Source organism: Saccharopolyspora endophytica (assembly GCF_018070075.1).
Classification (GTDB): Bacteria; Actinomycetota; Actinomycetes; order Mycobacteriales; family Pseudonocardiaceae; genus Saccharopolyspora; species Saccharopolyspora endophytica.
Genome location: NZ_JAGPXE010000013.1, coordinates 128,689 through 152,964, shown reverse-complemented (window position 1 = coordinate 152,964; position 24,276 = coordinate 128,689). Strand labels below are relative to the sequence as shown.

Annotated in this window: 22 protein-coding genes; 10 read left to right on the top strand and 12 right to left on the bottom strand. The window is 71.4% G+C overall.

Annotation, left to right across the window (positions count from 1 at the left end):
- Positions 1-237: 237 nt before the first annotated feature.
- A complete protein-coding gene (locus KBO27_RS26520) occupies positions 238-1,059 on the bottom strand; it encodes a GNAT family N-acetyltransferase (protein WP_210972566.1) in 822 nt (273 codons plus the stop codon).
- 77 nt (positions 1,060-1,136) lie between these two features.
- On the opposite strand from KBO27_RS26520, the gene KBO27_RS26515 reads away from it, so the two are divergent.
- The 3 genes from KBO27_RS26515 (at position 1,137) to KBO27_RS26510 (ending at position 4,806) form a co-directional block, all read left to right on the top strand.
- Positions 1,137-2,795 carry a DUF885 domain-containing protein gene (locus tag KBO27_RS26515; RefSeq protein WP_307870629.1) on the top strand — a complete coding sequence of 553 codons (1,659 nt, stop codon included), beginning with the start codon at positions 1,137-1,139 and terminating at the stop codon, positions 2,793-2,795.
- 106 nt (positions 2,796-2,901) lie between these two features.
- Positions 2,902-3,033: a hypothetical protein gene (locus tag KBO27_RS34420; protein ID WP_281420874.1), complete on the top strand. Its 132-nt coding sequence runs from the start codon at positions 2,902-2,904 to the stop codon at positions 3,031-3,033.
- Between the two features lie 6 nt (positions 3,034-3,039).
- Complete coding sequence (locus tag KBO27_RS26510) at positions 3,040-4,806, top strand: UvrD-helicase domain-containing protein (protein WP_246538064.1); 1,767 nt, start codon at positions 3,040-3,042, stop codon at positions 4,804-4,806.
- A gap of 7 nt (positions 4,807-4,813) precedes the next feature.
- Here KBO27_RS26510 and KBO27_RS26505 read toward each other — a convergent pair whose 3' ends face one another.
- Positions 4,814-5,170 (bottom strand): YybH family protein, encoded by a 357-nt coding sequence (locus KBO27_RS26505; RefSeq protein WP_210972564.1) that lies wholly within the window; start codon positions 5,168-5,170, stop codon positions 4,814-4,816.
- A gap of 91 nt (positions 5,171-5,261) precedes the next feature.
- On the opposite strand from KBO27_RS26505, the gene KBO27_RS26500 reads away from it, so the two are divergent.
- Positions 5,262-6,149 (top strand): LysR family transcriptional regulator, encoded by an 888-nt coding sequence (locus tag KBO27_RS26500; protein ID WP_210972563.1) that lies wholly within the window; start codon positions 5,262-5,264, stop codon positions 6,147-6,149.
- A gap of 117 nt (positions 6,150-6,266) precedes the next feature.
- On the opposite strand, the gene KBO27_RS34705 is transcribed toward KBO27_RS26500, so the two are convergent.
- The 4 genes from KBO27_RS34705 to KBO27_RS26480 all read right to left on the bottom strand — a co-directional run bounded on the left by KBO27_RS34705 (position 6,267) and on the right by KBO27_RS26480 (position 11,197).
- Positions 6,267-7,826: a substrate-binding domain-containing protein gene (locus tag KBO27_RS34705; RefSeq protein WP_210972562.1), complete on the bottom strand. Its 1,560-nt coding sequence runs from the start codon at positions 7,824-7,826 to the stop codon at positions 6,267-6,269.
- Between the two features lie 98 nt (positions 7,827-7,924).
- Positions 7,925-10,024 carry an AfsR/SARP family transcriptional regulator gene (locus KBO27_RS26490; RefSeq protein ID WP_210972561.1) on the bottom strand — a complete coding sequence of 700 codons (2,100 nt, stop codon included), beginning with the start codon at positions 10,022-10,024 and terminating at the stop codon, positions 7,925-7,927.
- Between the two features lie 144 nt (positions 10,025-10,168).
- Entirely contained in the window at positions 10,169-10,585 is a 417-nt protein-coding gene (locus KBO27_RS26485) for a YkvA family protein (protein WP_210972560.1), read from the bottom strand.
- A gap of 60 nt (positions 10,586-10,645) precedes the next feature.
- Positions 10,646-11,197, bottom strand: coding sequence for a Chromate resistance protein ChrB (locus tag KBO27_RS26480; RefSeq protein ID WP_132672961.1), 552 nt, complete (start codon positions 11,195-11,197; stop codon positions 10,646-10,648).
- 149 nt (positions 11,198-11,346) lie between these two features.
- Here KBO27_RS26480 and KBO27_RS26475 point away from each other — a divergent pair, with 149 nt between their 5' ends.
- From KBO27_RS26475 to KBO27_RS26465, 3 genes are all read left to right on the top strand, one after another.
- A complete protein-coding gene (locus tag KBO27_RS26475) occupies positions 11,347-12,402 on the top strand; it encodes a sodium:calcium antiporter (RefSeq protein ID WP_210972559.1) in 1,056 nt (351 codons plus the stop codon).
- A 132-nt stretch (positions 12,403-12,534) separates the two neighbouring features.
- Positions 12,535-13,047: a hypothetical protein gene (locus KBO27_RS26470; protein ID WP_210972558.1), complete on the top strand. Its 513-nt coding sequence runs from the start codon at positions 12,535-12,537 to the stop codon at positions 13,045-13,047.
- A 124-nt stretch (positions 13,048-13,171) separates the two neighbouring features.
- Positions 13,172-13,741, top strand: coding sequence for a hypothetical protein (locus tag KBO27_RS26465; protein WP_210972557.1), 570 nt, complete (start codon positions 13,172-13,174; stop codon positions 13,739-13,741).
- Positions 13,742-13,798: 57 nt separating this feature from the next.
- Here the strand turns inward: KBO27_RS26465 and KBO27_RS26460 are convergent, their stop codons facing one another.
- Both KBO27_RS26460 and KBO27_RS26455 read right to left on the bottom strand, forming a co-directional pair.
- A complete protein-coding gene (locus KBO27_RS26460; protein ID WP_372448882.1) occupies positions 13,799-16,789 on the bottom strand; it encodes a glycine--tRNA ligase in 2,991 nt (996 codons plus the stop codon).
- Between the two features lie 307 nt (positions 16,790-17,096).
- Positions 17,097-17,609 carry a GNAT family N-acetyltransferase gene (locus KBO27_RS26455; RefSeq protein ID WP_210972556.1) on the bottom strand — a complete coding sequence of 171 codons (513 nt, stop codon included), beginning with the start codon at positions 17,607-17,609 and terminating at the stop codon, positions 17,097-17,099.
- Between the two features lie 176 nt (positions 17,610-17,785).
- Here KBO27_RS26455 and KBO27_RS26450 point away from each other — a divergent pair, with 176 nt between their 5' ends.
- The 3 genes from KBO27_RS26450 to KBO27_RS26440 are packed head-to-tail and all read left to right on the top strand — an operon-like array spanning position 17,786 to position 21,589.
- Positions 17,786-18,604, top strand: a complete 819-nt coding sequence (locus KBO27_RS26450; protein ID WP_210972555.1) for an ABC transporter ATP-binding protein — start codon at positions 17,786-17,788, stop codon at positions 18,602-18,604.
- A gap of 16 nt (positions 18,605-18,620) precedes the next feature.
- Positions 18,621-19,589 carry an ABC transporter substrate-binding protein gene (locus KBO27_RS26445; RefSeq protein WP_210972554.1) on the top strand — a complete coding sequence of 323 codons (969 nt, stop codon included), beginning with the start codon at positions 18,621-18,623 and terminating at the stop codon, positions 19,587-19,589.
- Positions 19,586-21,589 carry an iron ABC transporter permease gene (locus KBO27_RS26440; RefSeq protein WP_210972553.1) on the top strand — a complete coding sequence of 668 codons (2,004 nt, stop codon included), beginning with the start codon at positions 19,586-19,588 and terminating at the stop codon, positions 21,587-21,589. The genes KBO27_RS26445 and KBO27_RS26440 overlap by 4 nt, the downstream gene beginning before the upstream one ends.
- Positions 21,590-21,592: 3 nt before the next feature.
- Here KBO27_RS26440 and KBO27_RS33965 read toward each other — a convergent pair whose 3' ends face one another.
- The 4 genes from KBO27_RS33965 to KBO27_RS26420 form a co-directional block, all read right to left on the bottom strand.
- Complete coding sequence (locus KBO27_RS33965; RefSeq protein WP_246538063.1) at positions 21,593-22,360, bottom strand: hypothetical protein; 768 nt, start codon at positions 22,358-22,360, stop codon at positions 21,593-21,595.
- On the bottom strand, positions 22,357-22,797 hold the full coding sequence (locus KBO27_RS26430; protein WP_210972552.1) for a DUF6114 domain-containing protein: 441 nt from the start codon (positions 22,795-22,797) through the stop codon (positions 22,357-22,359). The genes KBO27_RS33965 and KBO27_RS26430 overlap by 4 nt, the downstream gene beginning before the upstream one ends.
- A gap of 14 nt (positions 22,798-22,811) precedes the next feature.
- On the bottom strand, positions 22,812-23,411 hold the full coding sequence (locus KBO27_RS26425; protein WP_307870628.1) for a DUF6230 family protein: 600 nt from the start codon (positions 23,409-23,411) through the stop codon (positions 22,812-22,814).
- A gap of 292 nt (positions 23,412-23,703) precedes the next feature.
- Positions 23,704-24,273 (bottom strand): DUF7144 family membrane protein, encoded by a 570-nt coding sequence (locus KBO27_RS26420; protein WP_246538062.1) that lies wholly within the window; start codon positions 24,271-24,273, stop codon positions 23,704-23,706.
- Positions 24,274-24,276 lie beyond the last annotated feature (3 nt).

Sequence of the window (24,276 nt, the reverse complement as noted above, 5' to 3'; positions counted from 1 at the left end):
ACGCGGCCGAAGCCCAGATCGTGGAACAGAGGAAAGATGTTCACAAATGCGGCAAAGCCACTGCCGTCGCTTCAAGTGCGGGACTCAACCCGCACCGCCGCGGGTTCTCAGCGGTTCTCTGGGGAGGACGCCGCGACGCCGTGTATTGGCATACATCAGGAGTGGCGCCCGGACCCAGAGGACCGCTGAGGTTCCGCCACCCGCACCGCCGACCAAAGCGACCACGGAACCACGGTCTTAGAGCAAGTCGTCGATTCTGCGGGCGTAGGCGGTTACTCCGTAGGCGACGTCGAAGCCGATTGCTTCGGCGAAGCGCTGAGCCGTGCCGCCTTCCTCGGTGTGGGCGGCGACCAGCAGCGCGCCCATGCGGCGGAGCTCTTCGGAGGCTTCGGTGACCAGGTCGTGGCCGATGCCGCGCCGACGGCGGCCCGGGCGGACCACGACCTGCTCGACGAGGCCGACGCCGCGCTCGACGAAGCCCTGGACGAAGCCGGCGATCCGGTCGACGCCCGGGTCGTCGACGACGAGCAGCACGCTGCGGTTCTCGTCGAAGCGATGCGCCAGGTGGCGGGCGAGGCGCTGCTCGCCCTCCTCGGACAGGCCGGTCTCGTCGGCGTAGAGCTCGACGATGCCCTCCAGGTCCCGGTCCTCGGCGGGGCGCGTGACGCCGCGGCTGAAGCCGCGGGTGCGGTGCAGCAGCACCACCTGCTCCTCCACCGCGCGCCAGGCGGCGTCGTCGGCGATGCCCTCGATCTCCCCGACCGTGGTGGGCGAGGCGTAGACGACTGCTTCGGACCGCCCCGCCTCGGCGAACACCTGCTCCAGTTCCATCAGCGTGCCCGCCACCTGCGCGCCGGTGCCCCACAGGGCGCACGCGTGGTTGGCGACCGGCAGCGGGTTGTCCTGGTTGAGCACGACCGTCGCCACGCCCACCCGGGTGCGCATGCCGTAGCGGACCACGGCCGAGGCCAGGCGGGCGGTCTCGACCAGCCCGGCCAGCTCGCGGGCTTGCCTGGGGTCGAGCAGGGTCTCGTCGTCCGGATCGTGCAGCGGGTCCACGGGTTCATTGTCCCCTCAACCAATCCCGTTCCGCGTCGCCCTGCCGGATGTCGGTCCGGAGGGGCAGGATTGTTCGCGTGACGACGCCGGATCAGCTCGCCGAAGAACTGCTCGATCTCGAACTCGACTCCGACCCGATCGGTGCCTCGCTCTACGGGCTGCCGGGCCGAGATCACCTGCTGCCGGACATCTCGGCCGCGGCGGAGCTCGCCCAGCGCGACCACGCCGAGGACATCCGGGTGCGGGCGATGGCCGTCGACACCACCCACTCCAGCTTGGAGGAGCGGCTGACCGTCGCCGTCGTCGTGCAGCACGCCCAGTCCACGGTCGACCGGCTCGACGCCCGCGCCCCCGAGTACACGGTGATCGGCAACCTGTTCGCGCCGGTCGCGGGCCTGCTGTTCCACCTCGGGCAGGTGCCGGTGAGCGGCAGGCAGCAGGCCGAGGACTACCTGCGGCGGATCGCCCGCATCCCCGACTTCACCGCCGCTGCCGCGCAACGTCACCGCGAAGGCGTGCGGGCCGGGCGGGTTCCGGTGCGCCTGCTGCTGGACGGCGCGATCGCGGACCTGGATTCCCGCCTGGCCAACCCCGACCAGGACCCGCTGCTCACCCAGCAGCTCCCCGACGACCTCGCCGAGCAGCGCGAACGCCTGATCCGCGACGTGGTCAACCCGGCGCTGGCCGAGTACCGCGAGGTCCTGGCGCGGGAGATCGCCCCGCACGCGCGGGACGCCGAGCACCCCGGGTTGTGCTGGCTGCCCGAGGGGCACGAGATCTACCAGCGGCTCATCCACGCCCACACCACCACCGAGCACACCCCCGGTGAGCTGCACGAGATCGGGCGCGCGCAGCTGGCGTCGCTGCGCTCCGAGATCTCCGGGCTGGGCGAACGGCTCTGGGGAGAACCCGATCCGGAGGCGGTGCTGCGGCGGATGCAGACCGACCGGTCGCTGTGCTGGGACGAACCGGACGAGATGCTGACGGCCGCACGGGTGGCGATCGACAGGGCGACCGCGGAGGCGCCGCGCTGGTTCGGGCGGCTGCCGCAGCAGCCGTGCGAGGTGCGGCCGGTGCCGGGCACCCCGTCGGAGAGCACGCCGATCGGCTTCTACATGTCGCCCGCGCTGGACGGCTCGCGGCCGGGCGTGTACTTCGCGAACACGCTGCGCGCCGAGCAGCGCCCGCGGTTCGCCGCCGAGGTCATCGCCTTCCACGAGGTCGTTCCCGGCCACCACCTGCAGATCAGCTTGGCCCAGGAGCTGACCGAGCTGCCGCTGCTGCGCAGGCTCACCGGGTTCAACGCCTACACCGAGGGCTGGGGGCTCTACACCGAGCGGCTGGCCGACGAGATGGGGCTGTACTCAGGGGATCTGATGCGGCTGGGCATGGTCGTGCAGGACCTGCTGCGCGCGGCGCGGCTGGTCGTCGACACCGGGCTGCACGAGTTCGGCTGGAGCAGGCAGCGCGCGCTGGAGACGATGATCTCCAGCACCACCCTGTCGGACCTGGAGGCCGCCTCCGAGGTCGACCGCTACATCGTCTACCCCGGCCAGGCGCTGTCGTACCTGGTGGGGCGGTTGGAGATCGAGCGGATCCGGGACGCCTCGCGGCAGCGGCTGGGCGTGGACTTCGACATCAGCCGGTTCCACGACACCGTCCTCGGGCACGGCGCGCTGCCGATCTCCACTTTGGAGTTCCTGGTCAACGATCAGCCCCCTGCTACATCCAGGTGACACCGTCCCAACTCGCTCGAAATCGCAACGGAACGCATTAATGTCGATACCGAGCGTGTTCAAGGCTGCGCGCGATCAAGCTTGGTGGAGCTGGACAGGAGGCGCCGTGACCGGGACTTTCCACCACCGCCAGGAATTACTCCGGCGCGAAGCGGAGGCCCAGCTGCGGGACCGGCCGCTGCCGACGTGGCAGAAGCGAGTCCTGCACCGCTTCGCGGCCGAGCGCGACAACGGCTGATACCCGTTGCTCAACCAGTTCGCACCGCACACTCCCCGGCAGCGGCCGGACCTGGTGCTCGTCGGCCGGATGGGCGTGCTGGTGGTGCTGCTCCGGGAAGCCGAGCCGGACTGGGAGGACTCGCGGGCGGCGTTCGTGTGGACCGCCGAGCTGCTGGCCGGGGCCGCGATCGGGTCCGGGATGCTCAGCGAGTCGGTGCTGCGCACCGTGGTGGTGCACCCGATAGAGCACACCGGGCGCAAGGGCCGCAGCGTCGATCACCTGGCGATCACCGAGGACGAGCTGGACCGGTTGCTCAAGCGCGGCGAGCGGATCCTGACCGCCGACGAGGCGCTGGCGCTGGCCAAGCACCTCGACAGCCGCACCTTCGACCTGACGCCGATCATGTGGAACTCGCAGCGCATCCCGCACCAGCGCGGCAGCGTTCCCGAGGTGCTGCAGGAGCCGGTCGCCCCGTCGTCGCGGCGACCGTTCCGGGACTGGCGCTACTTCCTCGACGACGCGCAGCTGGGCGCGGTGCGCCGCAGCTTCTCCGGTCCGGCGCAGATCAGCGGCCCGGCCGGGACCGGCAAGACCACCCTCGCGCTGCACCGGCTGGCCTACCTGGCCCGCCGCGGTGACGGCAAGCTGCTCTACACCGCACCGCTGGACCGGGTTCCGGAGCGGGCCGCCGGCCGGTTCGGGCAGATGGCCCCGGAGCTGTCCGGGCAGATCGAGTTCACCTCGCTGCACGGGTGGGCGCGGGACTTCCTCGCCGGGCGCGGGCGTTCGGCGGACGTCGACGAGCAGGAGGTTCTGCGGGCCTTCGACGCGGTGTGGTCGCGGGACGAGGTGCTGCGCGGTGTCCGGAACTCCCGGGAGTACTGGAAGGACGAGATCGACCGGGTGATCAAGGGCCGTGGGATCTCGTCGCTCGACGCCTACCGGACGGTGTCCCGGAAGGGCCGGGGCGGTCAGCTGCCGGCTGATTTCCGGTCCCACGCCTGGCGTTTCTACTGCGACTACGAGCGGGAGCTGTCCGAGCACGGCGTCTTCGACCACAACGACGTGCTCAAGCGCGCGCTCGCCGAGCTGGAGCGGCGGCCGCTGCCCCGGCAGTACACCGCGGTCGTGGTCGACGAGGCGCAGGAGCTGACGTTGATCGGCCTGCGGCTGGCGCACGCGATCAGCGGCGACGAACCGGACCAGCTGCTGCTGGTCGGGGACGGTCAGCAGCAGGCCCTGGCCGGTGGCTGGCGGTTGTCCGATGCCGGGATCTCGTTGCACGGGCGCGGTGAGGTGCTGCGCAACGACTACCGCAACCGGGGCATGGTGCTGGAACGCGCCGGGCAGGTGGAGGCGATCAACCGCTACGACGACGGGCCGTCGCTGCCGTTGAGCGCCGCGCTGCCGGTGCGCAGCGGCGGGCGCGTCGTCGAGTGGCACGGCAAGGACCAGGAGCGCGCGCTGCTGGGTGCGCTGCTCGCGCTCGACGACGGCTCGTCGGCGGCGATCATCACCGAGTCCGAGTCGGCGACCGAGCACTGGCTGCGCGTGCTGCGGGACGCCGGCATCACGACTCTGCCGCTGGCGACCTGGGACGGCCGCGACACCTCCGACACCCTCGTCGGCACGGTCCTGGAGGCGAAGGGAGCGGAGTTCCGCACGGTCTTCCTCCCCGCCGAACCCGCTCCCCCGGCTGATTCCCGGGAGGACCGCGAGACCCACGAGCGCCGACGCCTGGTGGCGATGACCAGGGCCCAGGACCACCTCTGGCTCTCCCGCCTCCACTGACCGCTCGTCACCGGGGCGGGCGGAACTCCGGTTGGTCGAGGAGGCGGAGCCAGGTGCCGTCGGGTTGGCGGCGGGCGACCTGCGCTCGGGCGCCCGTGCCGTCCTGGGGCGGGGTCGCGGTGAGGGCGATGTCGCCGCTGATCAGGGTGGGCAGCGGGGGTTCCGGTTCGAAGTGGGGGCGGTTGGCCAGGACCTCCTCCCAGAGGGCCTGGATCGCGTCGCGGCCCACCGTCGTCTCGCCGGGCGGGTAGGCCATGACCGCGTCGGGTTCGTAGAGCTCGGCCACCCCCTCGGCGTCACCTGCGTTGCTGCGTTCGACGAAGAGCCTGGTCAGGTCTTCGGGTTCGCCGGCCTTCTCGCGCATGTCAGTTCTCCTCCCGGTCATGGCTCCAGCCTGCGTCCGCCCTCACCAGAAGTCCAACAGATGGTTCTGATGGGATCTAGAATCAGCGGTTATGGATCTGCGGCAGCTGGAGTACTTCGTCGCGGTGGCCGAGGAGCGGAACTTCACCCGGGCCGCGCAGCGCGTGCACATCAGCCAGTCCGGGGTGAGCGCGCAGATCAGGCGGCTGGAGAAGGAGCTCGGGGCGGAGCTGTTCGACCGGTCCGCGCGTGCGGCGGAGCTGACCGCGGCGGGCAAGGCGGCGCTGGAGCACGCGCGCAGCGCGCTGGCCGCGGCAGGTGCCGTGGGGCAGGCGGTGGGTGAGATCACCGGGCTGCTGCGCGGGAACCTCGACGTCGGGATGGTCATCGGCTGCACGGTCACGCCGCTGTTCGAGGCGCTCGCCGGGTTCCACCGCGCGCACCCGGGCGTGGAGCTGTCGTTGCGGGAGGGCAACTCCGATCGGCTCGTCGACGACGTGCGCAGCGGGTCGCTGGACCTCGCCCTGATCGGTGCCGAATCCGCGCCCGACGGGCTGGAAACCCTCACGATCCTCAGCGAACCGCTGGTCGCGGCCGTCCCCGAAGGTCACGAGCTCGCCGGGCGCGCGGTCGCGCTCCGCGAACTCGCGGCGCACCCGGTGGTCTGCATGCCGCCCGGAACGGGGCTGCGGTCGGTGTTCGACCGGGCCTGCGCGGCGCGCGGCGTGGAGCCGGTGATCGCGTTGCAGGCCAGTGCGGCGGGCGCGATCGCCGACCTGGCGCTGCGCGGGCTCGGCGTGGCGATCCTCAGCGAGTCGATGGCCACCGAGCACCCCGGTCTCACCGCGCTGCCGATCACCGACGCCACCGATCCCGCCCTGCTCGCGATCACCTGGCGACCGGAGGCGAACGTCGCCGCGCGCGAGATGATCCGCCACTGCCGCAAAACTTTTCGGACCGACCCCAACACCACCCCCTGACCCCTCACCCCCAACGGGTTACCGCGGCACCAGGGGTTTTCGAATTTCGCGAGAAATTCGAACGCCCAAGTTCGGGCTCGAATTTCGCGCGAAATTCGAATTCGTCGCCCGGGTGGGTTACTCCGGGACGGAGGGTTCGCAGCTGACGGCGTCGCGGAGTTCGGCGCAGGGGCGGTGGCCGGAGTGCCGGAGGATGTCGACGCCCTCCTGGTAGGTGAGGAAGCGCAGGAACTTCGCGGGCAGGGACTCCGGCGCCGGTTCGCCGTAGGTGTAGGCGTACTCGGTCTGCCAGTACGGGTAGGCGCCGGCCTCCGCGGCGTCGAAGTCGGCGGCCTGCCCGTCGATGCGGACCTCGATGACGCCGGGGTTGCTGTTCGCCGCGAAGGACTCGCTGTAGCCGATGGCACCGGGGGTGTTCGCGACGGTCTCCAGCATCGCGGGGGTGCTGGTGCGGCGGCACCGCAGCACCTGCCCGGTGGCGTCGCCGCGCACCTGCTCGCAGTCGGTCGAGTTCTCGCCGGGTTGCGGGGAGGACCCGAAGAACCGCTCCTCCAACGTCATCCGGGTGCCCGACTCGGATTCGCGGTCGACCACGACCACCGGAATGTTCTTGCCGCCGAGCTCCGCCCAGTTGCGCACCTCGCCGCGCAGCACCCGGCGGAGTTGGTCCTGCGTCAGGTTGTGCACCTCGGTTCCGGGGTTGGCGATGATGCTGAACAGCATGAACGCCTTCGGCCGGGGAACCAGGGCCGGTGAGCCGGCCGCCGCACTCCCGTCGGAGAAGACCACCGTGTTCGCCCGGAGCTTCGGATCGGCCTCGCCTTCCAGCCCTTGCAAGCCGGCGACGCTGCCGCGCATTCCGCTGGTGTCGATGTCCGCGCCGGAGCAGTAGTCCTCGTAGCTCTTGGCCGCCTGCTCCACCACGGGTTTGAACGCGGTGGAACCGGTGACCTTCAGGGTTCCCTCGGCGCATTCCAGCGGGGCACCCGTTCCCATCGTCTGGCCGAAGATGAACGGCTCGGTCAGGCCGACCATGAGCAGGAAGCAGATCAGCGCGACGACCCAGCGCGGAGTTCCGGTCTGGCCGCGGGTTTTGGAGATCCGGCCGTCCCCGGCCTTGGTGATGGTGCCGACCACCTCGGGCTCGGGCAGCGTGCCCTCCTGCTTGCCCGGTCGTTCGAGCACCACGAGGACCTTGTAGTGGTCGTCGGGGTTGAGCTTGACCTTCGGCAGCTTGACGATGCCGACCTTGTGGCCGTCCTCCTCCTCTTCGTCGCTGGCGTCCGGCCACTTGTCCTTGTGGAAGAAGCTCTCCAGGTTGTCATCGCTGAGCTCGGTGACCAGCACTCCGGCGACCGTGCGCCCCGGGAACCTGGCGGACAGGCCGAGGTTGTCGGTGTCGGGCGTGGCGTAGTCGCCGGTGTTGATGGGCGCGCTGCCGATGTTCTCGATGCGGATCAGCACGAAGGACGGGTGCTTCAGCCGCTCACCGGACCTGCGCTCCAACCGCTGCCAGGCCCGGGCGTGCTCGGTGTTGAGCCCGGAGGGCGTGGTGTCCATCTGTATCCGGTAGCCGAGCCGCTTGCGCCCGACGATCGCGAACTCCCACACGAACGCGATCACCGGGATCAGCACACCGAGAACTGCGAGGATCTCCTGCCACGGGAACCCAGTCACGACCGCCTCCGCGAAACGAATTGGGTCGTAACGGTATTAACCCCCACACCTCGGCAGACCGGGTTCTTCCACCAATTCCCGCGCTGTTCACCACCCGTTCAGCAGTCTTCGGCCGGGGCTCCTGCTGCCAGGGCTCGGAGGCGTTCCGCGTCGTCGAAGGAGCGGGCTTCGCCCGACAGGTAGTCGTGGAGCATCCGGAACAGGAGGTCGACCAGGTCGTTCATGCCCGCCTTGGCGGCGCTCTCCGCCGCGCACATGAGGTTGGGGCGTTCGGTGTCCAGCCAGTTCACCGCCGACTCCTGGTTCGACAGGGTCGGCATCGCCACCGGTCGCGGCAGACCGCCCGCGTCCGGGTCGCGGGTCGGCTGCAGGATGCGCAGCGCCTGGTCGGCGGTGTGCAGGTAGAAACCGAACAGCCGGGCCACGATCGCCGGTCGGTCCTGCTCCAGCTCGGCGAGCTCGGCCGCGTAGTCGCCGAGCAGCGCGTGCATCTCGTAGCGGCCGTAGCTGACCTCGGTGAGCAGGTGCGCGCGGACCAGCACGTCCAGCAGGCGCCGCGTGGTCTGCACGTCGTCGGCGCCCAGCAGGGCGGTGAGCGCGAAGACGCCGATGCGGTGGCCGGCGTGCCTGCAGGTGAAGCCGTAGAGCCGGAACAGGCGGGCCGCGTCGTCGGGGAGGTTCCGGTAGGACCAGGAGAACACCGCGCGCACCGAGGTGTGCTCGTCGCCGGTGTCCAGCGCGTCCAGTCCGCGCTGCTCGTCGGTGAGGTCTTCCAGCAGCTCACCCACGTCGCGGCTGGTGCTCTGGTGGATGCGTTCGGCGGCGACCCGCAACGCGAGCGGCAGCCGGGCGCACCGCTCGATCAGCGGCTGGGCGGTTTCAGCGCTCATCACCTGCTCACCGAGCCGGTCGGTGAGCAGCGCGTGCGCCTCGTCGGCCTCCATGCGGTCGAGCACCAGCCGGTACGCGCCGTCGCGGGCGCTGAGCCCGGACAGCGAATCGCGGCTGGTGACGACCACGAAGCTCGTGGGGGTTCCGGGCAGCAGCGGGCGGATCTGGCCCGGTGCGGCGGCGTTGTCCAGCACGATGAGCATCCGCCGCTGGTCGACCACGGTGCGGAAGCGGGCGGCGCGCTCGGTGGCGTCGGCGGGGATCGCGTCGCCGGGAATGCCCAGGGCGCGCAGGAATCCGGCGAGCACCTCGGTGGTGGTCAGCGGCTGGTCCGGGCCGTAGCCGCGCAGGTCGACGTAGAGCTGCCCGTCCGGGAAGCGGTCCCGCGCGGCGTGCGCCCAGTGCGTCACCAGCGCGGACTTGCCGACCCCGGCCGTGCCGGCGACGACGGCGATGGGCACCTCGGGCTTCTCGCTGAGCCGGTCGAGTTCGGCCAGCGCGGAATCGCGGCCGACGAAACCCGGTACGTCGTGCGGAAGTTGCGCCGGGCGCGTCACCGGGCGCGCGGTGGGCGGCTCGAACTCGATGTGCTCGCCGGCGAGGATGCGCTGTTCGAGCTCGCGCAGCGCGTGGCCGGGTTCCAGCCCCAGCTCGTCGACGACGGTGCGGCGCGCGCGGCGGTAGACCGCGAGCGCGTCGGCCTGCCGGCCCGAGCGGTACAGCGCCGTCATCAGCAGCGCGTGCAGGCGTTCCCGCAGCGGGTTCTCGCGCACCAGCTCGGTGAGCTCGGCGATGATGAAAGCGTGCCTGCCGCAGTCGAGTTCGGCCGCGTGCAGCTGTTCCAGCGCGACCAGGCGGCGTTCGTCGATGCGCTGCGCCTCGCCGGCCAGCTCGGTCAGGTCGAGGTCCTGGTACGGGGTTCCGCGCCACAGGCGCAGGGCTTGGCGCAGCATGTCGGCCCGGCGCTGCGGGTCGAAGTTGCGCTCGGCGAGGTCCAGCAGCGTTTCGAAGCGCTCCACGTCGAGCTCGTCGGGTTCGACGTGCATCCAGTAGCCGCCCGCGTCGGAGACCAGGCGTTCGGGTTCGCCGAGGGTCTTGCGCAGCCGGTGGACCAGCAGGTGCAGCTTGCTGCCGCCGCGCCGCTCCGGCTCACCGCCCCACAGCGCGGCCGAGAGCCACTCGGCCGAGACGGGCGTGTTGGCGTGAGCCAGGAGCAGGGCGAGCAGGCGTTGCCGCAACAGCCCTGGAACCGGTACCTCCGCGGTGCCGTGCCGCACTCGAACCGGCCCCAGCACGTCGAACCGCACCGGATTTCACCCCCGAAGAACAAGGCCGAATGGATAGACCGAGTTTCCTCGGGTTCGGGGTTTCCGCGCAAGAAATTCGGGCGGCATTTCAGCAGAATCGACCCGATAATCCCGCTGGATTATTCCAAAAGCGTGAAATCCGCGCTAGTCGAGCGTGCGCTGCGGCAGACCCGCCAGCCGCGACAACGCCGCGAACCCGTCGTCCGAACCCGGCCAGTGCCGGTGCACGGCGTCGGGACCCGCCCGGCGGACCACGGACCGCAGCACCGCCACCACGACGATCGCGTCGTCGGCGTAGCCCAGCACCGGGACGAAGTCGGGCACCAGGTCGAACGGCAGCGCGAGGTAGGCCAGCAGGGCGCCGAGGCGCACCCGCACCCCGCGCGGCATCTCGGGGTCGACCGCCAGCCTGCGCAGCAGGCGCAGGGTGTCCGGCAGCAGCTGCAGCGCCTCGGACAGCACGCCCTTGCGCGGGCACATCACCAGCAGGACCACCACGAGCGCCAGCCAGGCCAGCAGCAGACCCGCGGCGAGGCTCAGCAGGGCAGTCACCAGTGTCATGCCACGAGTGTAACGATGGTTAGACATCGCAGGTAGGGCTTGGTGAGTGACGCCATCCGGTCAGGTGCTCGCCTCAGCGGCGTACACGCGTTCGGCGAAGGCGTCCAGGGCCCGGGCGCAGGCGTCCACGGCCGCCACGGTCTCCGCCCCTCGCGGGGCGCCGAGGGTGTCGCGGGCGCGGATCTTGTCCAGCCAGCGGCGGAGCTTGGCGAGGTCCTCCTCGTTCTCCTCCAGCTCCGCGTAGGTGAACTTGCCCGCCTCGGTCTCCTTGTCGATCTCGGCCTGGAAGTCCTCGCAGCGCGACAGGACCTCCTCGTACTCGGCGTCGCGGGCACCGTGGAACGCGGCGACGACCTCGTCCTGCCCCGCCAGGGCCTCGGCCCGCAGCAGCTGCCCGGTGCCGCCCATGCCCTCGATCTCGGCCCGCAGCTTGCGCAGCGCCCGCTCGGCCTCGGCGGATTCGGGCAGCACGGCCACCGAGTTCGCCAGGTACACCGCCCCGGCGGCCTTCAACCGGCGCCACACCGTCGCCCGCAGCCTCGTCGGCTCCCCCGGAACCCGGTACACCAGCATCAACCACGCCCCAGCCGTCACACCCACAGTCTCCCGCATCGCCGCAACACCCGACCGCCGGTTGCACTCGACCACCCGTTCATTGCGAATGCGATTCCGCCCGTCGAGCAACGGGTTGCCACCCGCCCTCGGCGACGCGATGGTGTTTTGACCAGCGAGCACCGTCGGCACGATGTTTCGAGGCGCCCATGGAATCGATACTGATCTTCGCCGCCGGCGCGGCCCTGCTGATCTACAGCGCCGAGAAGCTCGTCGGATACCTCGTCGGAATGGCCGCAGGCCTCCGGATCTCGGTGTTCCTCCTCGCCATCATCTTCACCGGTATCGAATTCGACGACATCTTCCTCGGCGTCGCCCTCAACATGGAGGAGCTCGACGGCGTCGCGCTGGGCATCGTGTTCGGCACGGCCCTCTCCCTGCCCGGGGTCGTGCTCGCCCTGGCCGCGATCCTCACGCCGACGAAGGTGAACATCCCGCGCGACTACCTGGTGCTGTTCGCCGTCGCTCCGCTGGTCCTGATCGGGTTCGTGGCGTTCGCGCCGATGAACGTGTTCGTCGGCCTGGTGCTGCTGGCGCTGTTCGTGGCGTTCCTCGGCTACGTCGTGGTGCGCGAATCCCGGGGCGCACGACCGGTGTTCCGCGACGCCGAGCTGTACGAGGCGTTCGCGACGACCCGCGAGGGCGGCGGGACCGCGGTCGTCGAGCTGCCTCCGGACGTGCCGAAGGAGCCCGGCTTCGCCGATCGGATGCCCTTCGCCGAAGCGCGCAGGCTGCCCGGCTGGGCCGGTGCCGCGCTCGCGGTCCTCGCACTGGCCGGGCTCATCGCGGGCGCGTGGGCCACCGGCATGGGCACCGAGGGGATCCTGGAGGATTTCGGCCTCGAAGGGACCCTGTTCGGCGCCACCATCGCCACGCTCGTGCTGACCATCGAGGACATCTTCCTCACCGTCGAGCCCACCCGGCGCGGAGCTCCGGAGATCGGCGTCGGCAACGTCATCGGCAGCGTCGTGTTCTCGGTGACCGGCAAGCTCGGGATCATCCTGCTCGCAGGGGGTCTCGTGGTGGATTCGAGCGTTCTCGGCTGGCACCTGCCCGCGCTCGTGGTGCTCACGGCGCTGGCCGCGTACTTCCTGTCCACCGGGCGCCTGCGCCGCTGGCACGGCTTCGTGCTGCTCGCCGGTTACGTCGTGTACTGGGCCGTCAGCTACGGGGTCCTCGGCACCGTCCCCATCGAACTCGACTGACGCGGAAACCGGCCTCCACCAAGCGAAAACGATCGCTGCTCGAACTGAATCGCGGGAACCCCCCGCGGCAACCTCCGGGGTGCCCGGGACGTCTGCTGGGTGTTGGACGTACCGACTCACTGGGGAGTGACCATGCGACGTGCACTGGGGATCGTGGGGGCGTTGGCCGCGGCGCTGACCGTCGGGGGCACCGGGCTCGCGAACGCCGCGGAGGAACCCGTCCCGATCGGGCCGGACTGCTACAAGACGCTGTGCCTGGGCCAGTCCGAGCAGGACGCGCTGGCCACCGGCCTGGTCGTCGACGAGACGCCCGGCGAGCCGCCGCAGGGCTGCAACGTCCTCGACTTCCGGCCCGAGGAAGGCCAGGGCCATCCCGGCAACGGCGTGTTCGTCCACCCCACCCGCGGCGTGGTGGAGATCCAGGGCACCGACAGGATGCGGACGCCCGAGGGCGCCGGGTTCGGCCAGACCCTCGACCAGGTCCGGGCGATCTACCCGGACCTGTACAACGTGCCGCCGACCGACTTCACCTACGGCGCGGACGTTCCGGGACGGCCGGGAGTGCGCTACCTCTTCGCGTTCAAGGACGACGGGTACCTCGCCGACTTCGGCCTGGAGGACGTGGCGGGCATGGACGCCTGCTGACACCCTGAAGTTCGCGAGGTCGTAGCAGGTCAGGCGGGTCGGGGTCGAATCTCGGGGTTGGGTATCGCCTGGGGCGCCGCTAGCGTTCGATCAACGTCCCAACACCCCTGGGGAGACCCGCTCGATGACCCGGAAGTCAGATGAGGAAAAGGCCCGCGACCTCACCGCCAAGACCGGCCGCAGCTACGACGACGCGCTGCGGCTGGTCCACATCTCGCGCAAGACCAGGCCCACCGTCGCCGAGGCGGCGTTCGCGCTCGGTCACCCGCTCGCGGTGCTCGCCGAGGGACCAGGAGAGCCCGTGGTCGTCGGCACCTCCGGGTTCGGCCTGCAGCTGCGGGACGTGCGCCTGGCCTACGGCACCGGCCACTTCTCGGACGTCGTGGTGATCACCAGCATCCCGATGGACGGTGAGGAGGTCGAGGACCACCTGCTGCCCGAGGTGCTGAGCACCTTCCTGCGGTTCCGGGACTCCTCGTACGAGGAGCGCAAGCGCACCAGCCCCAGGGAGAGCTGGGACCGCGCCCAGGCCGCCGTCCCCGAGCCCGTGGAGATCTCCTTCGCCGGAGCCACCACCCCGGGCACCCGGATCAGCGCCGACGGCCTCGCCGCCCTGCGCGTCCCCTACCTCCACGGACAGGTCGTCGTCGGCACCACCAGCCCCGACCTCCCCACCCTGACCCTGGCGGGCTGAGGCGCACGTCAACGGGGCCCGGTCCACTGCGGATCCGGGCCCCGTTGGTGGTGGGTGTCAGAGGGCTCGCCAGTCGAGGACCGCGTCCGCGAGGCTGGTGATGGTGGACAGCAGGCCGAGGCGGGCCTTGCGGAGCTCGGCGTCCTCGGCCATGACCATGACCTCGTCGAAGAACGTGTTGATCGGGGCCACCAGCGGCCCGGCGATCGTGGTGAACTCGGCGAGGGTCGTGGTGTCCGACAACCGGTCGGCGACCTCGGCGACCGCAGTGTGCAGGTCGCGCTCGGCCTGATCGGTGAGGCGGTCCGCGTCGTAGGCGGGCTCGGTGCCCTCCGGGACGATGCGGCGGGCCCGCTGGATCACCGCGACCAGCGCGGCGAAGTCCTCGTCGTTGATCCGCTTCTCCAGCTCGGCCAGCGTCGTGTCGGCCACCGCCGGGGCGTCGGCGAGCGGGAGGACCGCCTGCACGAGCCGGTGCTCGTGGTCGGCGTCGAGCAGCTGCTGCTCGTAGCGGCGGACGATGAACTCGTGCGCCTCGGCCAGGGCCTCGTCGCTGAGCGCGGAGCCCTGCGAGGCGACCTCGGCGCTCGCGGCCTCCAGACCCGCCCGCAGCGTGATGGCGCTGGCGGCCGGGGTGGCGCGCAGGATCGTCACCACACCACCGGCGGCGCGGCGGAGCCCGAACGGGTCGGAGCTGCCGGTCGGGTTGGCACCGATCGCGAACAGGCTCGCGAGCAGGTCGAACCGGTCGGCCAGCGCCAGCACAGCGCCCGGGTTGCTCTCCGGGAGCTTGTCACCGGCTCCGCGCGGCTGCTCCATCTCGGCGAGAGCCGTTGCCACGGCTGGGGTTTCGCCCGCGCGCAGCGCGTACTCGCGGGCCATGGTGCCCGCCAGGCCCGAGAGCTCGACGACCATCTGCGAGGCGAGGTCGAACTTCGCCAGCGCACCGGCGCGCGCGACGGTCTCCTGATCCGCCCCGGACAGCCCGGTCGCGGCGCCGAGGGCGACACCGACCCGGGCGATGCGGTCGGCGCGGTCGGCCATCGAGCCCAGGCGCTCCTCGAAGGTCAGCTTGTGCAGGCCCTCGCGCAGCTCCTCGGGCTTGCGCTTGAGGTCGGCGCGCCAGAAGAACGCGGCGTCCTCGTAGCGGGCGCGGAGCACCGACTCGTTGCCCTCGCGGACGAGGTCGACGTCGCAGTCGCCGTTGGCGACGGCCACGAAGTGCGGCAGCAGGCCGTTCTCGCCGCGCACCGGCAGGTAGCGCTGGTGCTTGCGCATCACGGTGGTGAGGATCTGCTCGGGCAGTTCCAGGTAGCGCTCGGCGAAACCGCCCAGGATCGGGTTGGGCCGCTCGACGAGGTTGGTGACCTCGTCGACCAATCCGGCCTCACCGGCGAAGTCGACGGTGCCGCCGACGCTCGCCGCGAGCTCGGTGGCGGCACCGACGATCGTGCGGCGACGCTCGGCGGCGTCGGCGACGATGCCGTGCCCGGCCAGGAACTCCAGGTAGCCGTCGGCTGAGGCCACCGGGACCTCGGGCTCGGCGGCGGTGCGGTGCACCCGGGTCGTGGTGCCGCTGACCAGCGAGGACACCGCCACCGGCAACGGGGTGTCGCCGAGCAGCGCGAGCAGCCAGCGGACCGGGCGGCTGAACGACAGCTTCGGGTCGCGCCAGCGCATGTTCTTGTCCGCGCGCAGCTCCCCCACCAGCTGGGCGAGCAGGTCGGCCAGCACGACCGGGGCGGTGCGGCCCTGCTCGGTGCGCACCACCGCGACGTGCTCGACGCCGTCGGCCTCGACCCGGCTGAGCTCCTCGGGGGAGACGCCGTGCTTGCCCGCGAAGCCCTGGGCGGCCTTGGTGGGCGTGCCGTCCTCGCCGAAGGCGGCGGAGGTCTTCGGGCCGCGCACGGTGCGCTCGGCGTCCGGCTCGGCCGGAGCGACGTCGGCGACCTGCACGATGATGCGCCGCGGCGTCGCGAAGGCGCTGATCTCGCCGTGCGCCAGGCGGGTCGAGGCGAGCTTGGACTCCAGCGAGTCGCGCACCGAACCGGCCATCGTGGACACGTCGGCGTGCGGGAGCTCCTCCAGGCCGATCTCGAACAGCAGCGTCGACGGCTCGCTCACCGTCGGCAGCTCACCGGCCGTCGCGGCAGGTGCCGCCTCGACCACGCCGAGCGGGTGTCCGAGCTCGTCGCGGCGCTCCGCCCACAGCTGGGCGACGCGGCGGGTGAGGCTGCGCATCTGCCCGAACGCCTTGGCGCGCTCGGTGGTGCTGATGGCACCCCGCGCGTCGAGGACGTTGAACATGTGGCTGCACTTGAGCACGTGCACGTACGCCGGCGAGGGCAACCGCAGGTCCAGCAGCCGGTCCGCTTCGGCGGCGCTGGTGTCGAACATGCGGTGGGTGGCCTCGATGTCGGCGTCGTCGAGGTAGTAGCGGCTCATCTCGTACTCGGACTGGCCGAAGATCTCGCCGTAGGAGACGCCGTCGGAGTAGCGGATGTCCTTGAAGTGGTCGACGCCCTGCAGCGCCATGATGATGCGCTCGATGCCGTAGGTGATCTCCACCGACACCGGGTCGAGCACCAGGCCACCGGCCTGCTGGAAGTAGGTGAACTGCGAGATCTCCAGCCCGTCGAGCCAGACCTCCCAGCCCAGGCCCCAGGCGCCCAGCGCCGGGGAGGCCCAGTTGTCCTCCACGAAGCGGATGTCGTGCGCCTTGGTGTCCACGCCCAGCGCTTCGAGGCTGCCCAGGTAGAGCTCCTGCGGGTTGCCCGGGTCGGGCTTGAGGATCACCTGGAACTGGGTGTGGGTCTGCAGGCGGTTCGGGTTCTCGCCGTAGCGGGCGTCGTCAGGGCGGACGCTGGGCTCGACGTATCCGACGTGCCAGGGCTCCGGGCCGAGCACCCGCAGCATCGTGGCGGGGTTGGCGGTCCCGGCTCCGACCTCGGTGTTGAACGGCTGCATGATCATGCAACCTCGTTCGGTCCAGTAGCGTTGCAGCGCCAGCAGCGCGTCCTGCATCGTCGGTGTGCTGCTCTCGGTCACCGGTTCCGAACCCTTCATCGCCCGTGGTCGTGTGGATACTCTGGGTTTTTCGAACAGGCGCATTCTGCCACGCTCGGTTTCAGCGCCTGTTCACCGTCATCATCGCCCCAGGGTGCCGAGGACCGGCCGGGCGGCCTCCTCCGGGGTGGCGAACTCGACACCGGCGGGCGGGCTGACCTGCGCGCCGGTGAACCGGGTGCTCGCGTCGCACGGCGACACCAGCGCCCGCCGATTCCTCTCGTCGTGGCCGAAATCGGCGGAGCGGTGCCGGAATCCGCGATGAGCGCGGTCGAGTCGACGGCGAACGTCAGCGGGTCTCGCGCATCACCGCGAGCACGGCGTCCGAGAAGGTGCCGTCGCGGTTCTCCAGGTGGCCGGGCAACATCCGGGCGGGCGTGAAGCCGATGCGCTCGGCCAGCCGCAGCGAGGCCCCGTTGGCGACGTCCGCGATCCACTCCAGCCCGGTCAGCCCGGCGTCGTCGAGCGCCCAGCCCGCCAGAGCGCGGCCAGCGGCCTCCCCCACCCCGAGCCTGCGAGCCCAGGGGGCGACCCAGCAGCCGACCTCGGCGCGGTCGTCCTCCACGGCGATCAGGCCGAACGAGCCCAGCACGTCGTCGCCGTGCGCGGTCACCGCGAACAGCGGGGAGCCGTCGGCGCCTGCGACGAAGCCCTCGGCGTGCGCCTCGGTGTAGGGCACGGGGACCGTCGTCCAGCGCTGGATCTCGGGGTCCTGGCACGCCTGGTGGACCTGCTCGGCGTCGGACGGCCGCCAGCGGCGGAGCCGGTAGCGACCTGCGGGGATCTCGGCGGGGATGTGCATCGCAGCGCTCCTGTACAGGGGTCGTGGTGGTGGGCACGAGCGCGGCAACCCCGCACCGCTCGTCGGCGCGGGCCTCCGGGCCCACCGAACATCGACCACGGGCGATTCGGACTAGAACTGTCCGGATCGGCACACCTGCCTTGAGAGTTAGGCAAGGCTCACTTTAGTGTGATCGCGTGTCTCGCTACTCATCGCAGGCCTCGGTCGGACTGTCCGCGCAGGAGATCGACGTCGCCTACGGGCGCGACGTCGTCGTCCACGCCGCCTCGGTGACGCTGCGCGCCGGGACCGTGACCGCGCTGATCGGCCCGAACGGCAGCGGGAAGTCGACGTTCCTGCGCGCGCTCGCGCGACTGCACCCGCCCGCATCGGGCGAGGTCCGGTTCGCCGACGGCACCGAACTCCGCGCGCTGTCCGCCAAGGACCTCGCTCAGCGGATCACCCTGCTCTCGCAGCAGCGCACCGCGCCCGGCGGGTTGTCCGTGCGGGAACTCGTGGAGTTCGGCCGCCACCCGCACCGCTCCCGCTGGACCGGGCACGACCCGGACGGCCCGGCCGCGGTCGAGCGGGCGATGGAGCTCACCGGGCTCAGGGCGATCGCCGACCGCCCGGTCCAGGCGCTGTCCGGTGGTCAGGCCCAACGCGCCTGGCTCGCGGGCTGCCTCGCGCAGGACACCGGGCTGCTGCTGCTCGACGAGCCGACGACGTTCCTGGACCTGCGCTACCAGGTCGAAATCCTCGACGTGGTGCGCGATCTCGCCGATCAGCACGGCGTCGGAGTCGGCGTCGTCCTGCACGACCTCGACCAGGCCGCCGCCGTCGCCGACCGGCTGCTGCTGCTCGAAAACGGCCGCATCAGCGCGGAAGGCACCCCGGAAGACGTGCTGACCAGCGCCAACCTCACCCGCGCCTACGGCATCGAGGTCGAGGTCCACCGCGCCGACGGACGCATCCACACCCGCGCGGTCGGACGCTTCAACGCCGCCTCGCTCTAGCCCCAAGGGAGTCACCATGCGCACCAGACGTGCGTTCATCGCCACCGCTCTCGCCCTCGCGGCGACGTCGACGGCCTGCGGCACGACCGAGGCACCGACAGGACCGGCGCCGGAGGCCGGCGGCCCGCCGGTGAGCGTCGTGGACTCGCGCGGCAAGGAGGTCCGGCTCGACCACCCGGCCACGCGGGTCGCGGCCACCGAGTGGAACGCCGCCGAATACCTGGTCTCCCTCGGCGTCATGCCCGCCGCCATCTCCGACGTGCGCGGATACGGCCAGTACTCGACCGCCGCCCCGCTGGACGCCTCCGTCGCCGACATCGGAACCCGCGGCGAGCCGAGCATTGACGCGCTCGGTGCGCTCGACCTGGATCTCGTGGTCGTCACCGGCGACCTCCCGGAGGGCGCGCTCGCGCAGATCGAGGCGAAGGTCCCGGTCATCGTCATCCCTGGCGGCAACGCGCAGGACCCGATCGGCGCCATGTTCGGCAACGTCGACCTGCTCGCGAAGGCCACCGGGACCGAGGACGCCGCCGCGCGGCTGAAATCCGAGTTCGACGCCAAGATCGAGCAGGGCAGGACCGCGGTCCAGCGGGCGGGCATGTCGGGCAAGCCGGTGGCCTTCGCCGACGCCTACGTCAACGCCGGCTCGGTCACCATCCGCCCCTACACCGGAGGGTCCCTGGTCGGATCGGTCTTCGACCGGATCGGACTGCCCAGCGCCTGGCAGCTGGAGGGCGACCCCGCCTACGGGCTCGTGCAGACCGACGTCGAGGGCCTGACGACGCTCGGCGACGTCCCGTTCTGGTACAACGCCACCTCCGGCGACCCGTTCGCCGAGAACCTCGCGGGCAACCCGATCTGGACGAACCTGCCGTTCGTGCAGCGCGGCGAGGTCCACCACCTGCCCGGTTCGCTGTGGACGTTCGGCGGCCCGAAGTCGATGGAGCGGTTCGTCGACGCGGCCATCGCCGCGGTCCGGGCGTGAAACCCCGGCTGCCGCTGGTCGTCGTCGGGCTCGTCGCGCTCATCGCGGCCGGTTCGCTGCTGCACCTGACGCAGGGGACGGCCGACGTCGACGTGCTGAGCCCGGACGCGCACGCGGCGGTGATCCTCCAGTCCCGCCTCCCCCGCCTGCTGGCGGCGGTGCTGGTGGGAGCCGCCCTGGGAGCGGCCGGTGCGGTGCTGCAGTCGGTGTCGCGCAACATCATGGCCGCGCCCGACACGCTGGCGGTGTCCGCGGGCGCCCACCTGGCGATCGTCGCCGTCGCGGCGTTCGGCGCGTCCGTCCCGCTGCTGGGCATGGCGGGCATCGCGTTCGCCGGAGGTCTGTGCGCCGCGCTGGTGGTCCTGGGCCTCTCGGGCACCGGCGGCACCGGGATCGTGCGGCTGGTGCTGGCGGGAACGGCGCTCGCGCTGGCGATGAGCTCGGTGACGCAGATGTTGCTGCTGCTGTTCTCCGAGGAGACCCAGGGCCTGTTCGCCTGGGGCGCGGGATCGCTGAGCCAGAACGGCCTGGACGGCGTCCGCGCTCTCTCGCCGGTGGTGCTCGTGGCGCTGCTCTGGCTGCTGGTGCTGGCCCGCAAGCTCGACCTGATCCACCTCGGCGACGACCACGCGCGGACCCTGGGTGTCCACGTGGGACGGACCCGGTTGGGCGCGGTGGCGCTGGCGGTGCTGATGGCCGCCTCGGCGGTCACCCTCGCCGGGCCGATCGGCTTCGTCGGCCTGGCAGCACCGGCCCTGGTGCGGCTCGCCGCGAACGTCGTGCCCGGCCTGCACCGGCACGTCGCGCTGATCCCGGTCTCGGCCGCGACGGGCGTGGTGCTGCTGCTCGGTGCGGACGTCCTGCTGCGCGCGGTGATCGGTGCCCAGGGCGCGCTGGAGGTTCCGGCGGGCGTGGTGACGACGGTGCTCGGCGTGGTGCTCCTGGTGGTGCTGGCGCGCGGAATCCGCGTGTCGGGCGCGGTGTCCGAACCCCCGGCGGCGGGCGCGCGAGGTGCGGTGAGCGTGCTGCGGTCCCGGCTCGTGCTGGCCTGCCTGGTGGTCCTCGCCGCGTTGGTCGTGGTCGCGTCCGTGCTGCTGGGCGACCGGATCCTGCTGCTCGGCGATGTCGGCAACTGGGTCGGCGGGCAGGCGGGGCCGATCGTGTCGAACGTGATGGGCAACCGCGTGCCGCGCGTCCTCGCCGCCCTGCTCGCGGGCGCCGCCCTGGCCCTGGCGGGTGCGGCGATCCAGGCCGTCACCCGAAACCCGCTGGCGGAGCCGGGCATTCTCGGAACCTCCGGCGGCGCTGGCGTCGGTGCGGTCGCGGTGATCACGTTCGCTCCCGCGCTCGGCTTCTGGGCTCAGGCGACGGCGGCCGGTGTCGGCGCGGCCCTGGCCGCAGCCGTGGTGTTCGCGGTGGCGGCGCGCGGCGGGTTCTCCAGCGAGCGCCTGGTGCTCATCGGTTTCGGGATGCAGGCCGGAACGCAAGCGCTGATCACGCTGCTGATCACCCTGACCGACCCGTGGAACGAGACCAAGGCGCTGACCTGGCTGGGTGGTTCCACCTACGGGCGGCTTCCCGAGCACCTGGTGCCGATCGCGCTGGCGATCGTCGTCGCGGTCCCGCTGCTCATCGGCGCCCGAGGTGAACTCGACCTGCTCTCGCTCGACGACGAAACTCCCCGCGTGCTGGGCGTTCCGGTGCCCCGGGCGCGGCTCGCGCTGCTGCTGTGCGCGGTGGTGCTGACCGGCGCGGCGGTCGCGGCCATCGGCGTCATCGCCTTCGTCGGACTGGTCGCACCCCACGCGGCACGGGCGGTCGTCGGCCGCAAGCACAGCCGGTCGTTGCCGGTCGCGGCCTTGCTGGGCGCGATCCTGGTGTGCGCGGCCGACACCGCGGGCCGCACCGCGATCGCACCCGACCAGCTGCCCGCCGGGCTGATCACGGCGCTCATCGGCACCCCGTACTTCCTGCACCTCCTGCACCGTGCCCGCGCGTGAGGATCACTCCATGCTGACCCGGCCACCGGGGATGGTCAGCGTGCCACCGGCGAGGTCGGTGTTGCGGACGACTGCGTCGGTGAAGGTCAGCTCGGGCAGCTGCAGGAAACCGAGGTCCAGGTCAGGCACGGCCAGCGACTCCGCGGTGAGCGTGGTGCGGGCGATGGCCAGGGTTCCGGTGAGCTCCTGGGTGTAGAGCTCGACCGGGCCGTTGACCACCCGCGACACGCTGCCCGGACGGGCTGCGGTGCGGAGGATCTTGCCGTTGCCCAGGTCGCCGCGCTGCACGAGATCGGTGATCTCCAGGCGGTCGACGGTGAAGTGCAGCGTGCGCACCCCGTCGCGCTCGACGACGCCGCGGTACCGCGAGCCGACGAGCTTCAGGGCGCTGGCGGTCATCGTCCACGACCGACCGGGGCCGGGCGCGGTGTCGGAGTCCCCGGCGGGCGGCAGCGCAGGCGGTTTCGGAGCCGGCGCGGGTGCGGGTGCCGGTGCGGGCGCCGGTGCGGGGATCGGTGCCGGAGCTGGTGCAGGGGTCGGGGCCGGACTCGACCCCGGCACCGGAGCGGGAGCAGGCGCAGGCGCCGGTGCCTGCGCGGGCGCGGAGGTGGGCGCGGGAGCCGTCGACGTCGAGGGCGGAGCCAGCAGCTCCCCCACAACCGACAGCGGACCGCCGCCGGATTCCTGCGCGGATGCCGCCGGGGCGAGCACGCCCAGCGCCAGCACCGGGCCGAGCACGCCCGCGAGCAGGCGAAGTCTCGGCGAACTCACGCATGGCCTCCGGCGACCCCGGCCGGGCCGGCGGAAACGTCGGACTCCTCGGCCGCGGCTCGCCGGCGCCCCTGGGGCGTCCAGGCGATGCCGAGCGCGGCGCCCACCACGCCGAGCAGGGTGCCGAGCAGGAACGACCCGAGGTTGGCCGTGACGATCGCGGCCACCGACAGCAGCAGCGCCACGACCCCGGCGGGAATCCGGAACTCCTGCCGGGTCCAGAACGACAGTCCGCAGCACACCAGCAGAACCCCGATGACCATCGCGGAGATCCCGGTCAGCGTGTTCAGCGAGACGACGATGTCGCCGAACTTCAGCGAGGCGTACGGCGGGAACAGGATCAGCAGCCCCGACGCCAGCGTGCAGAAACCGGCCCAGAACGGGCGAGAACGCCGCCACTGGCGGAACTTCGCGCGGTTGGTGTTGTTCGCAGCCATGAGTTCACCCCCGGTCAGAAGCACTCGTCGCGGCCGACGCTGGCCTTGATCTGCACCTGGTTGAGCTTGAGCGTGGACGCCGTGGTGGACCAGGCGACCTGGCGCAGACCCGTGATCTGCGTGCTGTCGGCCTGGATGCCGAACGTCCCGGCGTCACCGATCGCGCCGTTGGGGCCCTTGTCCATGGTTCCGGCGTCGCGGCCGATCTCGACGTTGTTCAGGGTGATGTCGCCGGTGACCTCCTCGATGCCGAGCACCAGGTTGTCCGCGCTCATCCCGCCCGGTGCGGCGATCTTCACGGTGATGTCGCCGACCGCGGGCAGCCCCGGGACCACGATGGATTGGCAGAAGTTGTCGAGCTTGGCCTTCCGGAAGCCGTTGACCAGCACCGGATGAGCCTGATCGGCGCTGCGGTCGACGGAGCCGTACTGCACGACGCCCTGCGCGTCGAGTCTGTCGGCCGAGGCCTTGTAGCTGGTCCCGGCCACGGCGAAGGAGGCCGCGATCGCGCCCTGCGACAGGCCCGTGAACATCAGCCCGACTCCGAAGACCCCGACCAGCAGCACCAGCCCGAACACGCGCCAGCGGGTCCGGCCGCCCGTTGTCTCACCCACATCGGCTCCCATCACTCGGAGTGGTCGTAGCGTGATGAGCGCTACTCCGAATGGGGGTAAACGTAGGCCAGATGTCACGCAGATCGCCGTGTCCGGCATCACATTATCGGGAGGATCTGAAATTCGTTCGTTCCAAATCGAGCTCAGCCGTCCCACCCGCCACAAAGCGGACCGGGTGCGAGCGACCCGGTCCGCTTGGCGAGCACCCGAGCGGCATCGGCCGCGGGCGGTTCTGGTCCGAACTGACCGGACGAACCCGATCCTGGACTCCGGATCACAACCGCCGCTGCGCTCAGGCGACGGCGTTCTTGTCCGGAACCACCAGGGCGTACATGACCAGCACCGCGAGCGCGATCGAGGCGAGTTCCCAGAGCGGGAAGGCCGCCAGGAAGGTCAGGTGCCCGATCGCCGACAACCCGGCCAGGCCGATCCCGGTCATCCGCGCCCACCGCTGCCCGGCGAGGCACCCCGCACCGGCCAGCAGCTGCAGGAGTCCGAAGGCCAGCCAGATGTAACCCCACGCGTCGAAGTTGAACACCAGCAGCTCTCCACCGCCGACCACGAAGTAGTCGGGGCGGAACAGCGAGGTCAACCCGGCGATGATGTTGAAGGCGCCGGCCAGGACCAGCACCCAGCCGCCGAAGGCCAGCCATCCCGCTCCACCGGCGTCCGACCGGGCCCTGGACATCGCCCATTCCTGCCGCTGCCCGGCCGCCTGCTGCTGTTCATCCGCCTGCTGCGGCTCGGCCGCATGCCGCTGCTCGGACCCCTGCCGCTGCTCGGGCGCCTGGCGCTGCTCGGATACCTGCTGCTCGGTCGGCCGTTCGCCGCCGGCCTGTCGTCCCGTGTTCGGACTGGACATGTC

What these genes read in the sequence shown, in the direction of transcription:
- KBO27_RS26485 (WP_210972560.1), bottom strand. Translation starts at nt 10,585, where the DNA reads ATGACACTGGTGACTGCCCTGCTGAGCCTCGCCGCGGGTCTGCTGCTG.
- KBO27_RS26465 (WP_210972557.1), top strand. Translation starts at nt 13,172, where the DNA reads ATGACCCGGAAGTCAGATGAGGAAAAGGCCCGCGACCTCACCGCCAAG.
- KBO27_RS26500 (WP_210972563.1), top strand. Translation starts at nt 5,262, where the DNA reads ATGGATCTGCGGCAGCTGGAGTACTTCGTCGCGGTGGCCGAGGAGCGG.
- KBO27_RS26430 (WP_210972552.1), bottom strand. Translation starts at nt 22,797, where the DNA reads ATGGCTGCGAACAACACCAACCGCGCGAAGTTCCGCCAGTGGCGGCGT.
- KBO27_RS26475 (WP_210972559.1), top strand. Translation starts at nt 11,347, where the DNA reads ATGGAATCGATACTGATCTTCGCCGCCGGCGCGGCCCTGCTGATCTAC.
- KBO27_RS26470 (WP_210972558.1), top strand. Translation starts at nt 12,535, where the DNA reads ATGCGACGTGCACTGGGGATCGTGGGGGCGTTGGCCGCGGCGCTGACC.
- KBO27_RS26480 (WP_132672961.1), bottom strand. Translation starts at nt 11,197, where the DNA reads ATGCGGGAGACTGTGGGTGTGACGGCTGGGGCGTGGTTGATGCTGGTG.
- KBO27_RS26445 (WP_210972554.1), top strand. Translation starts at nt 18,621, where the DNA reads ATGCGCACCAGACGTGCGTTCATCGCCACCGCTCTCGCCCTCGCGGCG.
- KBO27_RS26505 (WP_210972564.1), bottom strand. Translation starts at nt 5,170, where the DNA reads ATGCGCGAGAAGGCCGGCGAACCCGAAGACCTGACCAGGCTCTTCGTC.
- KBO27_RS26420 (WP_246538062.1), bottom strand. Translation starts at nt 24,273, where the DNA reads ATGTCCAGTCCGAACACGGGACGACAGGCCGGCGGCGAACGGCCGACC.
- KBO27_RS26455 (WP_210972556.1), bottom strand. Translation starts at nt 17,609, where the DNA reads ATGCACATCCCCGCCGAGATCCCCGCAGGTCGCTACCGGCTCCGCCGC.